This is a genomic window from Acinetobacter sp. YZS-X1-1 (genome assembly GCF_000804305.1).
Classification (GTDB): Bacteria; Pseudomonadota; Gammaproteobacteria; order Pseudomonadales; family Moraxellaceae; genus Acinetobacter; species Acinetobacter variabilis.
In genome coordinates, this window is record NZ_JWHB01000004.1 from 89,925 (window position 1) to 103,134 (window position 13,210).

Genomic DNA, 13,210 nt, shown 5'->3' on the forward strand with positions numbered 1-13,210 from the left:
AAATTATAGATTATGATGATAATATTTATTCTCATTATCATTTGTGTCGATGAGTCGGATAAAAGATAGACATAAAAAAACCTCCATGTCGAAACAGGAGGTCTTTCACAACCGGGATGTGTCTTAGATTTCTTTTGGCGCGCCCACCTCTTCTTGCAGATGCTTGCGAATGGTCGAGAAAGAGAAGTTTTTACTGTCTAAACGTTTAGGCAGGATATAAGCACCTTGCTGACCTTTGACTTTAAAATTGATCAGCATGAATTCCGGCGTGTTATACCATTCATAGATGTCTTTCCAGCCAATAGCACCCACACCTTCCTGCATGCCCATTTTCTGGCGCATCACGATACCATGTGGCTGTACGCCCAGACGGATACCTTTAATTTCCTGTACCGGAAATTCATTCATCTTGCGTTTAACATACCATTCCAGACCAAAAGTACGGATCAGGTAATACAGTACTACACAGACAATCGCCACCCAGCAGATAACTGTTGAGTAGTTCTTGATCAGGATAATTCCCAGAATAGACAAGGCAACAATAGCACCCATGATCAGCCAAGCTTTCATACCAATTTTATTGGTACTACGCCAGATCATTAGCTGAGCATGACGCTGCTCAGCTTCTGAAATTTCATAGTTCACAGGCTGTAGGGTATAAGCGTATAAATTTTTCGCGGTCATAATGAAATTAACAGATTTAAAACTGTAAAAAGTTTAGCATTAATTATGCTGATTCAGTGAGTATATTGTTCCAAAATCAGCCAAATTATAATGAAGCCAATTCAGTAGCCTGTTCGTCACGTTCATGACTCAAACTCTGCTTTAACTGACTCAATTGCTTCAAGATACTAAACATTAAAGACAGTTGTTGCAAAATGATTAGTGGTTTCTGGTCTTCTTCCTGCTGTTGTGACAGACGCTGACGGATATTCTGGATCATATTCTGGGTGCTTAGGTCAGGGACCTCATCATAGAGCAGGGCACCGCGAATATTTTCTAGGGCTCGGTCTAGTAAGTCCAGTACATCTTGATCCTGAATTTTTTCACGATGCGCACCCAGCGCGGCAATGTAACTGATAAAAGTATGATTCAGGCATAGGAACTCAAAAGCCTGTGATTTTTGCACAGGGTCGAAATCAGGTTCAGTGGCCAAAGTCGAGATCAGTGAAGCCACTTCAGCATCGGTATTATGAGCTGCACGGCGTACCACGCGGTAGGTCAGACCATTATTTCGTCCAGACTTATACTGTTCAATCACTTCACTCAAGTAGTCACATTCTGCCTGCAGGCTACGGCTAATGCTGCGCGGCAAGCGACGGAATTTCCAGTCTGGAAAGATAAAGCTCACGCCAAACCAGGCAATCGCACAGCCAATCAGAGTATCAATCATACGGGGGATAGCTGCGGTAAAACCCATGCCGTCCAGATTAAAGTTGATCAGGGCCAGAATGGTAATAAAGGCAGTGGCCTGTGCATACTGTTTACTGCGTAATTCAAAGAACAGAATCCCACTCAAAATTAGCAGTAATAATTGCCCTTCAACGGAAGGAATGAAGTACAGAATGGCATAACCTAAAAGAATACCTGCCAATGTTCCAACGATACGTAAACGTAAGCGACGCTTGGTAGCATTAAAATTAGGCTGGCTGACGAATAGTGCTGTAAGCAGAATCCAGTAACCATACTGAATATCGGTCAGCTGGACAAAGATATAGCTGATCAGCAGCACAATCGACAGGCGAATGGCATGACGGAACAACACCGATTCAGGTGTCAGATGCTGTTTGACTCGAATCTTGATATCTTCCCAGCCTTTCAGGTCGTCATCTTTGAGCTGGTTTTCAATATGTTTAGCACGATCAAATTTGATATTACGTTCAGTTTCCAGATTGCGTAACTGCGCATCAATGGATTTCAGGTTCTGGAATAAGGCAAATAGGGCATTGATCCAGACCTGATCATACTGCTGTTCTGTACGCAATTTTTCTAGGGACAATCTCAGGTTTTCAAAGGCATGTTTGAAGCGTTTATTATGTTTATAGGTTTTACGTTGCTGAATGCTTTCACTCAGGTCTTTACAGGCTTTACCCTGAATCGACAGGATGCGCTGAAAACGGAACAGAATGTCGCTATGTTCAAAAATTTTGGCCAGTTTCTGATAATCAATATGCGCAGAATCGGCACGCTCGTGAATATCTTGTGCCACAAAATAATATTGCAGGCTACGACGAGTATCTTTCTGACCCCGGTCACCTTTCAGGCGGGTCAAAAGGACAGTCTTCATTTCATTAAAAATTGAAATCAGTTTGCCATTTTCCAGTGATAGCTCGATCATACTTTGCTGATAACTTTTTGCCGTCATATCGACATCGAACAGATTTGATTTGGCATAGAGGAAATCACCCAATGAGGCATAGCATTTGGCCAGATTATCCTGTGCACGTCGCGCTGGGAATAGTAGGAAGCTGAGGGTCGACAAAAAGCCATACCAGACTGCACCAATCAGCAGCAAGCTCGCCTGCTGATACCATCCATCAAATAGTTCAACCCCCAGCATGGAATAGACAGAAATCACCAGACAGCCATAAGAAATCGTGGCATAACGTCGACCGAGAGAGCCGAGCAGAATCAGGACAATACAAGAAACAATGAGGGCAGAAGCAAACAGCAGCGGATAAGGAAATAACAGATAGACTGCGACTGCGGTAATGAAGAAGCCTAAATAGGTATAGAACAGATTCAGGATACGCACGGAAAAGCGGTCATCAATATCACTTAAACCTGCGGCTACCACCCCAAGGGTGAGTGGAATAGTCATTAACTGCTGTCCCATGAAATAGGGAACAAAGGCAGTGCCTGCAAAAGCGATCAGCATACGCAGGTTATACATCAGGGTCGTATTATAAGTCGCGTGCTTAAGACGATTGAGCCAAGATTTCAACGGTGATCCTTTCTCTTGCAGTCTTTGCTGCAAGGCTGAATATACATATGAGAAAAAGTATATTTATAACTTTTAATTTCCATGTAAATCATACTATGCGCTATGTTAATTTGTCTGCCTACTACGCATTAAAATCTTTAATTACATGAACTCCAATACGACAGCACCACGGCCTTATGCCATGTCCTGGATTATTTTGCTGGCTTCACTGACTGCAATTGGTCCTTTATCCATTGATATGTATCTCTCTGCCTTACCAGAAATGGCAGCGGATTTTGGTGTCAGTACCCAGATGGTCTCCAATAGCCTACCAGCTTATTTCCTTGGACTGGCGGTTGGGCAGTTGCTATATGGCCCGATCAGTGACCGGATTGGACGTAAGCCACCACTTTATTTTGGGTTGAGTCTGTATATTCTAGCAAGTCTGCTGTGTATGTTTGCACAGAATGAATGGAGCCTGATTGCAGCACGGGTATTACAAGCCTTAGGAGGATGTGTAGGAGTCGTGGTTGCCCGAGCAACCATTCGTGATCGGCTGGATATACAGGCGGCTGCACAGGCCTTTGCCAGCATGATGATTGTGACGACCATTGCACCGATTATTGCGCCAAGTCTCGGCGCATGGGTACTGATGTTCTTTGAGTGGAATATTATTTTCTTGGTGCTGATGGGCTGTGGTTTGTTTAGTCTGGTCTGTGTGCATTTTTTCTTTCAGGAAACCTTGCCTCCGGAACGCCGTCTTAAACTGAATTTGCAGCAGGTATTGAGTTTATACCGAACCATTTTTCAGGATGAGAGTTTCAGACGACCAATGCTGGTGGGTTGTTTTTCTGGGGCGGTGATGTTCTGCTATATCAGCGCTTCTTCAGCCATTCTGATGGATCATTATCATCTCACTGAACAGCAGTTTGCTTATGCTTTCGGGGGGAATGCTGTGGGAATCATGCTGTTCTCGACCATGAATAAGCATCTGGCCCAATATCTTTCAGTCTTAAGTCGCTTAAAACTAGGTGCCTCTTTACAGGGAATCGGTGTCCTAGCTTTACTGGTTTTAGGCTATCTGAACATTGAATCTGTTGTCCTGGTCATGGTGGCCTTATTTGTTGTTGTAGCCTCAATTGGTTTTGTGGGACCGAATGCGATGGCGCTGGCCATGGCAGAGCAGGGCGCACGTGCCGGAACCGCCAGTGCGATTATGGGTAGTATGCAATTTGCCTGCGGTTTGTTGGGCGGAGTTTTACTGAACTTTATGCTGTGGGATGCTTTATTCAATATGGCCTTGGTAATGGCGATCTTTGTGGTTATAGCCTTTAGATCTGTATTGAAATTAGAACTGCCTAGAGTTAAGCAGAGATAAGGAGCTGCAAGAACTCTATATCTCTGTCAGATGATCCAAGCAGCTCAAAGTTGATGCTTGGATCATGGCTTATCTAATTTTATTCTTCTACAAAAACGGCAAATTCCTCTACCGGAACACGTGGGGTAATAAAGGTATTTACGATATGGTCTGGATCTGCATAGCCCAGTGACATGCCACAGACCAGCTCTTCATCTTCACCTGCGCCCAATACATCCAGCACGATGCTATGAAAATGATTCCAGGCAGCCTGCGGACAGGTATCCAGACCACGCGCCTTGGCAGCCAGCATCACGTTTTGAATCATCATGGAAATATCCATTTTTGAACCTACGCCTAAATCTTTATGTAAGGTGAAGAATAGCCCCACTGGTGCATCAAATAATTCAAAATTACGCAGGTTCTGGCGTGCCATTTTCTCTTTTTCGCCTTTCTGGATATTCAGCAAACCATATAAGCTCCAGCCATTTTCACGACGTCGGTCGATATAAGGAGAGAACCATTGCTCGGGATAATAGGCAAAGGTTTCTTTATATTGCGCGGCCAGTGCTGGATTTTGATAAAGCTCCATTTGCGCCTGACAGACACGCTGTACCAGCTCCTCACGTTTTTTTCCCGTCAGCACATACACTTTCCATGGTTGGGTATTGGTCCCTGAAGGGGCGCGGCTGGCCACAGTCAAAATGTCTTTGAGCATGTCGGTACTGACCGGCGTATCCAGAAAAGCACGAACCGAATGCCGGGAAGTAATGGTTTGATCTACAGCATGAACGAGGTTTTGATCCATTCTAATTTTCAATCTCATATCCTTAATGATAGTGAACTGACTATAAACCAAACAAACCCTGTCGGGCAGGGGGAATTTTAGTTTCACAGTGAATTGTGATGATTAATAAAAATCACATGAATGAGAATGCACTTAGGAGATATAGGAGTTATATAAATAGCTTAAGAAATTTATTGAATGTTTAAACAAAATTGCTTTTAAACATGCAACCGATATTTTAGATGCTGATATCTTGAGCAATTAACATCGATGACTCTAACTATACAGAAAGTTAAGAGCAAAATAGAATGATTAAAATTCAATCTTAAAAATAAAATTAAATATCCATTTTTAGATTCAATTAATATTTTATTTCGATTAAAATTTAGGGGTAGTAAACTATAAAAAATAATAAGTTATACTTATTTTTTATATATTTGCTAACTATAGTTAATAAAAAACAATAAAACTTTATACAAAGAAACAGCATAATGTGCGACTTTTCAGTTGAATACATGCATTTTGAGGAAATAATGAAGATTGCATGGTCAAGCTCTATTTGAAATATCTTATTGCAAATGACTTGATGAACTCAGTTAGGTTAAAAGCACTCATGCAGCAATTCATGCTGGTTGAGAAGTAAAAAATATAGGTTGGATGTTATCGCTATAAGTTGCACGCTGAGATGAATTTACGCATCTGGCGTAGCTTATGCAATCAGCAAAAGGCCGTTTTTCGCTTTTATAAATCTCTCACTGAATATGATCATCACGATGATATTCATAAGTTTGAAACAGATGCGGAATGCTTTGTTGATTCTAAAGGCGATAGATGAATGAAAAAGATGACAATTACATGGGGTTATGTAAGGTTTTCTTCTGTAAAAATGAATCGCAATACGACTTTTAGAATGACAAAAATTCAGAACCATCTTGGACAAAAAAATTATGGATTTTACTTTTAACGCATTTTATACCCTGATCGCTGCAGTAATTGTTCTATTACTGGGCCGGTTTCTGGTGGATAAAATCGATTTTCTAAAACGTTACAACATTCCTGAACCTGTTGCAGGTGGTCTGGTTGCAGCGGTTATCTCTCTGCTGGTTCATTCGTTCTGGGGCTATAGCATTACCACGAGCGCGGAACTGCAAACCAGTTTTATGCTGATTTTCTTTGCGTCAATCGGTCTGAGTGCGAACTTCGCCAAATTACGTGAAGGCGGGATCGGACTGGTGATCTTCCTGGTTGCCATCTCGGCATTTATTGCACTACAAAATGCAGTCGGCATGGGCTTGGCAAGTTTACTGGGTATTGACCCTCTGATCGGTCTAATTGCCGGCTCGATTACGCTGACTGGTGGACATGGAACTGCTGGCGCTTGGGGTGAAATTCTTGAGGTTGAGCACGGTATTCAAGGTGCTTTGGCGCTCGGTATGGCAAGTGCGACCTTTGGTCTGATTATTGGTGGAATTATCGGTGGGCCTTTGGCGAAACTGTTGATTAACCGTCATAATCTTGCTGTGGCCCGTACCGATCAGCAAATCGAAAAACGTGACAATACCCCAATGGATAGTACGACAGATGAATATGTGCAATTTGAATATCCACATCGTGTCCGTCTGATCACTGCAGATAATGCCATTACTACATTGGGTTTGTTTGCAGGCTGTCTGGCATTTGCGGAGCTAATGACTGGCTTCAGTAAAGATACAGTATTTGAACTGCCAACATTTGTATGGGCACTGGCAGGCGGCGTGATTCTGCGTAACGTGCTGGAAGGCATCCTGAAAATCCAGATCTTCGACCGTGCGATTGATGTGTTTGGTAATGCTTCATTGTCGCTTTATCTGGCCATGGCGCTGCTGTCATTAAAACTATGGCAACTGGCGGATCTGGCAGGACCATTGATGGTGATTCTCGGTGCACAGACCTTGACCATGGCTTTATATGCAGCATTTGTGACTTTCCGGGTGATGGGCAAAAACTACGATGCCGCAGTACTTGCCGCAGGTCACTGTGGTTTCGGGATGGGTGCAACCCCAACGGCTGTCGCCAATATGCAGGCGATTACCAATATGTATGGCGCTTCGCATAAAGCCTTCCTGATCGTTCCATTATGTGGTGCTTTCTTCGTTGACTTGATTAATGCCACGATCATCCAGATGATCTTGAAATTTTTCGTCTAATTTTAGGCTTGATAATGAGTCATAAGCTCATAAGGATATGACATGAATGATCAGCTAAATGAAACCTTACTGGGCTGGGTCAATGCCTTAAATGGTCCACTCTGGGACTTTTTAGTGGTATTCCTGGTCGCAGTCGGTATTTTGTATACGATCATGACCGGTGCCGTACAAATCCGTTTGTTCTGGCACAGTATGAAAGTCATGAAACGTAGTCGTAGCAAGGTCGAAGACGATCATGGTATTACGCCGTTTCAGGCTTTTGTTACAGGTCTGGCTAGCCGGGTTGGTGTGGGTAATGTCGCTGGTGTCGCCATTGCGATTGCTGTCGGTGGTCCGGGTGCTGTATTCTGGATGTGGTTTACTGCATTTCTGGGAATGAGTTCTGCTTTTGTAGAATCGTCATTAGCACAGTTGTTTAAAGTCCGGGATAATAAGAACCAGCAATTCCGCGGTGGACCTGCGTATTACATTACTCAGGGTCTTAAACAGAAATGGCTGGGAATTGTCTTTGCGATTGCGTTGATTACGACCTACGGCTTTGTGTTCAATGCCGTGCAGGCCAATGCCATTACGGGTGCAACCTCACATGCCTGGGGCTGGAATGAAGCCAATCTGATGTTGCCATTAGGCGGTTTCGATCTGGAAGTTTCCTGGATTGGTCTGGTCTTGGTCTTGATTACGGCCATGATTATTTTTGGCGGGATCAAACGGATTGCCAAAGTTGCTGAAGGGGTGGTTCCTTTCATGGCAGTTCTTTACCTCGGTGTAGCTTTATATATCGCCGTCATCAATTACGATATGTTGCCGTCTATTTTTCAGCTGATCTTTAGCAAAGCATTTGAGTTTGAAGCAGCGGCTGGCGGTTTCTTCGGTGCCATGATCTCGATGGCCATGATGATGGGGATTAAGCGCGGTTTATTCTCGAACGAAGCGGGGATGGGTTCAGCACCGAATGCGGCAGCTGCCTCTGACGTGAAACATCCGGTGAATCAGGGTCTGGTTCAAATGCTTGGCGTATTTGTAGATACCTTCGTCGTATGTTCATGTACCGCTATCATTATTTTAGTCTCTGGCCTATATGAAAATGCCGGTTTTGAAGGTGTAACCTTGACCCAGATGGCGCTTGAAAGCCAGATTGGTGCTTGGGGTGATGACTTCCTGGCCTTGATCTTATTCCTGTTCGCCTATTCTTCTATTATTGGTAACTATGCCTATGCAGAAGGGAATATCCAGTTTATCAATAATAACAGCAAGGTCATGTTTATTTTCCGGTTGCTGGTATTGTTTATGGTGTATTTCGGCTCGATTGCCAGTGTACCGTTGATCTGGAATATGGCGGATCTGTTCATGGGTGTCATGGCTAGTATCAATCTGATTGCGATTGTACTGCTGATGCCATTTATTTTGATGCTGCTCAAGGACTATACCGGTCAGCTGAAACGTGGCATCGAGCAACCAGAGTTTAAACTCGATGATCATCCGAAATTTAAAGATAAAGTTAAATCAGATATCTGGTAAGACTTGAGCAAAAAGCCCCGACTGGTTCGGGGCTTTTTTATGAGCTTAAATTATTAGAATGACACAAAATTAAGATAGCTTTGATATAGGATAAAGCCAGCAATCAGGCTGAACCAGACTGGTAATTTCGAGCGTAACAGTAAAATCATCACGATGACAAAAACCAGATCAGACCAGGAACGAAAATATGCCTGAGAGAGATCAATCAGCAAATATAAAAGCAGTCCGACGACTGCCGCATTAATCCCGCTCACTGCCTGAAAAATAATACCTCGCTGCATTAACCATGACCAATAAGGCAAAGTAGCAAAAATCAGAAAAAATGAAGGCAGGAAAATAGCGCAGGTTGCTAACAGTGCATTAATCCAGGGTGAGCCTGTCCAAGGCAACAGAGCACCGACATAGCTGGCAAAACTAAACAATGGACCCGGCATCAATTGAGCAAATGCATAACCTAGATCGAAAGATTGGGGCGAAAGTAAATTGGTCGTCACAAAGTCCTGATGCAGCAAAGGCAGAATCACATGTCCACCACCAAAAACCAATGAGCCAGTTTGATAAAAATCAGCAAAAAAAGCGAGTTCAGGCCAAGAACCAGATTTGACTAGTATAGGAATCAGGAAAAAGGGCAGTATAAATGCGATGAACCAGTAAGGTGAGTGACGTGGCCGAATATAGCTTGAGTGAATGATAGATGAATTTGAAGCAGGCTTATTTTCCTGAGGAGAATTAGAAAATTTTGCCATTACAAGGCCAAAAACTGCCCCTAAAATAATGACTAATAGCTGATTCAAACTGATACTAATGAAGCTCAGGATCAGGACTGAAATCAAGACCAGTACATACTGCCAGATGCTCTTGCAGAAACTGTTAAGCATTTGCCAGAATGCCCAGACGATTACAGAAAAAACGATCAATTGAATGCTATGAAAGCTGTTTGAGTTTAGAATATGGAAATAGTGCTGACCGAGTACTGCGATCAAGCTCATCAAAAGCGCTGAAGGCAGGGTAAATCCAAGCCAAGCCACGAATGCCCCAGCATAACCCCTTTGCAGATAGCCAATTGAAAGGCCTACCTGACTGCTGCTGGGGCCGGGCAAAAGCTGCGCTAATGCAATCAGCTGGCCATATTGTGTCGTATTTAACCACTGTAACTGGTCGACAAATTTACGGTGAAAAAACACCAGATGCGCTGCCGGTCCACCGAATGCCATACAGCCCAGTTGCAGGAAAGTGAGAAAGATCCGGTACATTGAAGGTGTATTCATACAGTGGCTGAAAATTGAAAGACATTAGTGCAACTGTATGACAGTTTTACGAAATTCTACAGATTATTTAAGCATGTGTTTATACACTATGCTGCTTTAACAAAATGAGGACGTGCTCTGCATGCAGAAATATGTACTGAGTATATTGGCGATGACAATGATAGGCCTGAGTGGCTGCCAAACGACATCCGGTTTAAATCAACCTAACTCTAGTCATATTAAATCTGCCAGTTCAATAGCAGAAGCCCAAGCACGCCCAAACCAGATCAATTTCCACAAGATCAAGCAAACAGAAAACCGTCCGGTGATTGCACTTGTTCTTGGCAGTGGCGGTGCGCGTGGCTATGCGCATATCGGTGCAATTGAAGTGTTGGAGCAGGCAGGCATACAACCTGACTTTATTGTGGGAACCAGTGCCGGCAGTATCGTAGGTTCCATTTATGCCAGTGGTAAACCGGCGATTGAACTGCGTAATATTGCGTTAAGCATGAAAGCGACTGACGTCCGCGACATCAAGCTGGACCCTAAAGGTTTTTTTGATGGCAAAAAAGTCGAAAATTATGTGAATTTGCAAGTGGATCAAACGCCTTTGCAAGCCATGAAAATCCCGATGTTTGTGGTAGCCACAGCCTTGAAAGAGGGCAAGCGGGTAGTCTTCAATTATGGTAATACCGGTCAAGCAGTACGTGCATCCGTTTCTATTCCAAGCATGTTTATTCCGACTGTCATCCAGAAAAAAGAATATGTGGATGGAGGGTTAGTCAGTCCAGTGCCAGTTAAAGTAGCTCGTGAGCTGGGCGCTGATATTGTGATTGCTGTCGATATTTTGGCGCAGCCAATCCATACTGAAACCACTAATGTCTGGGGTCTATTCAACCAGAACATCAATATCATGCAGCAACGTTTAGCTTCTGAGGAACTGCAATATGCCGATGTAGTGATTCAGCCAGACTTACGCGAAAAAGGTCATATTTTTGATGTGCGTGGCAGGGAGCTGACCATGGACGCTGGCATCGAGGCAGCTAAACTCAAGCTACCAGAGATTGCTCAGGCCTATCAGAAGCATAATTACAGTCAGGGTCATCAGATTCCATTGCTCTTGGCTCAGCAACAATAGTTTGCTCTAAGATTTTTAATAAAATATTTATTTTTCATAAAGATGTATAAAAATATTTACCTCTTTTCTCATGTAGATGAAAAGCGGCTCATTTTTGCTCATCGTTTTTAGAGATGAGCTGATGTTTTCTACCTATTGAAAGTCACTTAAAGCCCGAGTTTCAATTGGAAATAAATATTTGAATTATAAAAATATAGTGATTTTATAAATATATTTTAAGGCTATTTTTTTGATTTTAACAAAATTATTCACAGACTTAAGTTAAACAACTGTTCAAAAGCTTAGAAGATCATGACAGAATAAAAATTGATAGATTAATAAATGTAAAAGCCATATGAATCACATCGAAATTGGCCAGCAAGTCACATTAGCTCAGTTTGAAAATACAATTTTTACTGTAACTAAAGTTCATCCCGATGGTTCTTTTACCGTTGAAACTATATTGCATGGCCAGCAGACTTTAAGTTATGAAAATGTGGCGCGAGAAATGTTGAGACAGGTGCCTGCTTAATTCGAGATTATTTTTTGTTAATGCATGCAGTTCTCTTAAATCGAGTTCTGCATGCTTAATAAATAATCTCTTAATTGCAGTGCATTGATTCAAGAAAATAATTTACTAGATAAATTCCTGTTTATTTTATAGTTACTGAAAATAACTTTCTGATGATTTTTATGGATCTTCAGAGGAATATCTTTTTTTTTGTATGGAGAAAAATTTCATATCAAGAATTATGATGTTTATTTGCCGAATTGAACATTTTATTTAGACCAAAAACGCTATAATAATGGTCTATATCATTGTCATTCAAAGAGTTCAGAGAAAACGATGGCCCCTTTAGATCAAATTGCAACAGCATCGGATGACCAGTCAGAGTTAACGATGTCGGTCCTTATGACGCCAGATATGGCGAACTTTTCAGGAAATGTACATGGTGGAACAATTCTGAAATTATTGGATCAGGTTGCTTATGCTTGTGCGAGTCGCTATTCGGGTAGTTATGTCGTAACCTTGTCTGTAGACAAAGTAAATTTCAAAGAACCAATTCATGTCGGTGAGCTGGTGACTTTCCTGGCAAGTGTGAACCATGTAGGTCGTACTTCAATGGAAATCGGTATTCGTGTAGAAGCACAAAATATTCAGAAACGTACTGTACGCCATACCAATAGTTGCTACTTCACGATGGTCGCTGTTGATGAAAATGGTAAGCCTAAACAGATTCCACCGCTGAATCTGGACAATGACTGGAAACGTTGCCGTTTTGAAGCGGCTGAACAACGTAAAGTTGCCCGTCTGCAGGAAAACCATCATCCTTCATGCAGCATCTATAAAAAATCAGCGCATAGTTAAGTACTAAACTTAATTCGCTTATTAAAGAGGCCTTCAATGTGAGGCCTTTTTTTTGCCTAAAAAATCATTCAACTTTGGTTTAAGCTTCTTTTTTAATCCAATATGAAACGATACGTATCGTTTCGTTTTTTGGTTTTAAGCATGAGTGAAGAAGAAAAATGTTCACGGCGTCAGCACAGTATTCTGCAAGCAGTTTCGGATGCACTAGCAGAAGGTGAATATCATCAGCTAACAATAGAAGATGTGGCTGCACGGGCAGGGGTTGGCAAATCTACGATTTACCGCTGGTGGAAACATAAATCTGAACTGGTACTGGATGCTTTCAAGCAGCGTACAGCAGGGGTATTTGAACTGGATGCTTCACAGAGCCTGCGTAGTAATCTGGTTCAACAGCTAACTTTGCTAGTTCAGGCGCTTAATCATCCGGTAGGCCGTGCTTTGCTGGTCGTTATGGCCAATCATCGGGAGCTAGCTGCAGACTTTTTTCAGCAATATCTATTACCACGACGAAAACAAACCCATCAATTGATTCAACAGGCCATTCAACGTGGAGAATTACGTGCGGATTATCCTTTTGATCTGATGCTGGACACTTTATATGGGCCGATTCATTACCAGATCATTTTCTTCATCCGCATGCCGGATGATCAATATATCCAGAATCTGGTAGATATGGCCTTAAGCCCAGCTTTGATTTCTCCCTGAG

The 13,210-nt window shown here is 42.4% G+C and carries 11 protein-coding genes; 7 read left to right on the forward strand and 4 right to left on the reverse strand.

Annotated elements, in window-relative coordinates:
• Positions 1 to 123: 123 nt before the first annotated feature.
• Positions 124 to 684 (reverse strand): YcxB family protein, encoded by a 561-nt coding sequence (locus RJ01_RS03975; protein WP_034170122.1) that lies wholly within the window; start codon positions 682 to 684, stop codon positions 124 to 126.
• Positions 685 to 769: 85 nt separating this feature from the next.
• A complete protein-coding gene (gene yccS, locus RJ01_RS03980) occupies positions 770 to 2,944 on the reverse strand; it encodes a YccS family putative transporter (protein ID WP_034170123.1) in 2,175 nt (724 codons plus the stop codon).
• Between the two features lie 145 nt (positions 2,945 to 3,089).
• Between yccS and RJ01_RS03985 the strand changes: the two genes are divergently transcribed.
• Complete coding sequence (locus tag RJ01_RS03985; protein ID WP_034170124.1) at positions 3,090 to 4,301, forward strand: multidrug effflux MFS transporter; 1,212 nt, start codon at positions 3,090 to 3,092, stop codon at positions 4,299 to 4,301.
• A gap of 79 nt (positions 4,302 to 4,380) precedes the next feature.
• On the opposite strand, the gene RJ01_RS03990 is transcribed toward RJ01_RS03985, so the two are convergent.
• A complete protein-coding gene (locus RJ01_RS03990) occupies positions 4,381 to 5,088 on the reverse strand; it encodes a nitroreductase (protein ID WP_034170125.1) in 708 nt (235 codons plus the stop codon).
• Between the two features lie 926 nt (positions 5,089 to 6,014).
• On the opposite strand from RJ01_RS03990, the gene gltS reads away from it, so the two are divergent.
• Complete coding sequence (gene gltS, locus RJ01_RS03995) at positions 6,015 to 7,253, forward strand: sodium/glutamate symporter (protein WP_034170126.1); 1,239 nt, start codon at positions 6,015 to 6,017, stop codon at positions 7,251 to 7,253.
• A gap of 42 nt (positions 7,254 to 7,295) precedes the next feature.
• The gene (locus tag RJ01_RS04000) at positions 7,296 to 8,771 is read left to right on the forward strand and encodes a sodium:alanine symporter family protein (RefSeq protein ID WP_034170127.1); all 1,476 of its coding nucleotides are present in this window, start codon (positions 7,296 to 7,298) and stop codon (positions 8,769 to 8,771) included.
• A 53-nt stretch (positions 8,772 to 8,824) separates the two neighbouring features.
• On the opposite strand, the gene chrA is transcribed toward RJ01_RS04000, so the two are convergent.
• On the reverse strand, positions 8,825 to 10,039 hold the full coding sequence (gene chrA, locus RJ01_RS04005) for a chromate efflux transporter (RefSeq protein WP_034170128.1): 1,215 nt from the start codon (positions 10,037 to 10,039) through the stop codon (positions 8,825 to 8,827).
• A 121-nt stretch (positions 10,040 to 10,160) separates the two neighbouring features.
• Between chrA and RJ01_RS04010 the strand changes: the two genes are divergently transcribed.
• The 4 genes from RJ01_RS04010 (at position 10,161) to RJ01_RS04020 (ending at position 13,209) form a co-directional block, all read left to right on the forward strand.
• The gene (locus tag RJ01_RS04010; RefSeq protein WP_005236978.1) at positions 10,161 to 11,156 is read left to right on the forward strand and encodes a patatin-like phospholipase family protein; all 996 of its coding nucleotides are present in this window, start codon (positions 10,161 to 10,163) and stop codon (positions 11,154 to 11,156) included.
• 334 nt (positions 11,157 to 11,490) lie between these two features.
• Positions 11,491 to 11,667, forward strand: coding sequence for a hypothetical protein (locus RJ01_RS16350; RefSeq protein WP_162835329.1), 177 nt, complete (start codon positions 11,491 to 11,493; stop codon positions 11,665 to 11,667).
• A 315-nt stretch (positions 11,668 to 11,982) separates the two neighbouring features.
• Positions 11,983 to 12,504 (forward strand): acyl-CoA thioesterase, encoded by a 522-nt coding sequence (locus RJ01_RS04015; RefSeq protein WP_004784949.1) that lies wholly within the window; start codon positions 11,983 to 11,985, stop codon positions 12,502 to 12,504.
• A gap of 141 nt (positions 12,505 to 12,645) precedes the next feature.
• Entirely contained in the window at positions 12,646 to 13,209 is a 564-nt protein-coding gene (locus RJ01_RS04020) for a TetR/AcrR family transcriptional regulator (protein WP_034170129.1), read from the forward strand.
• The last annotated feature ends 1 nt before the right edge of the window (position 13,210 follow it).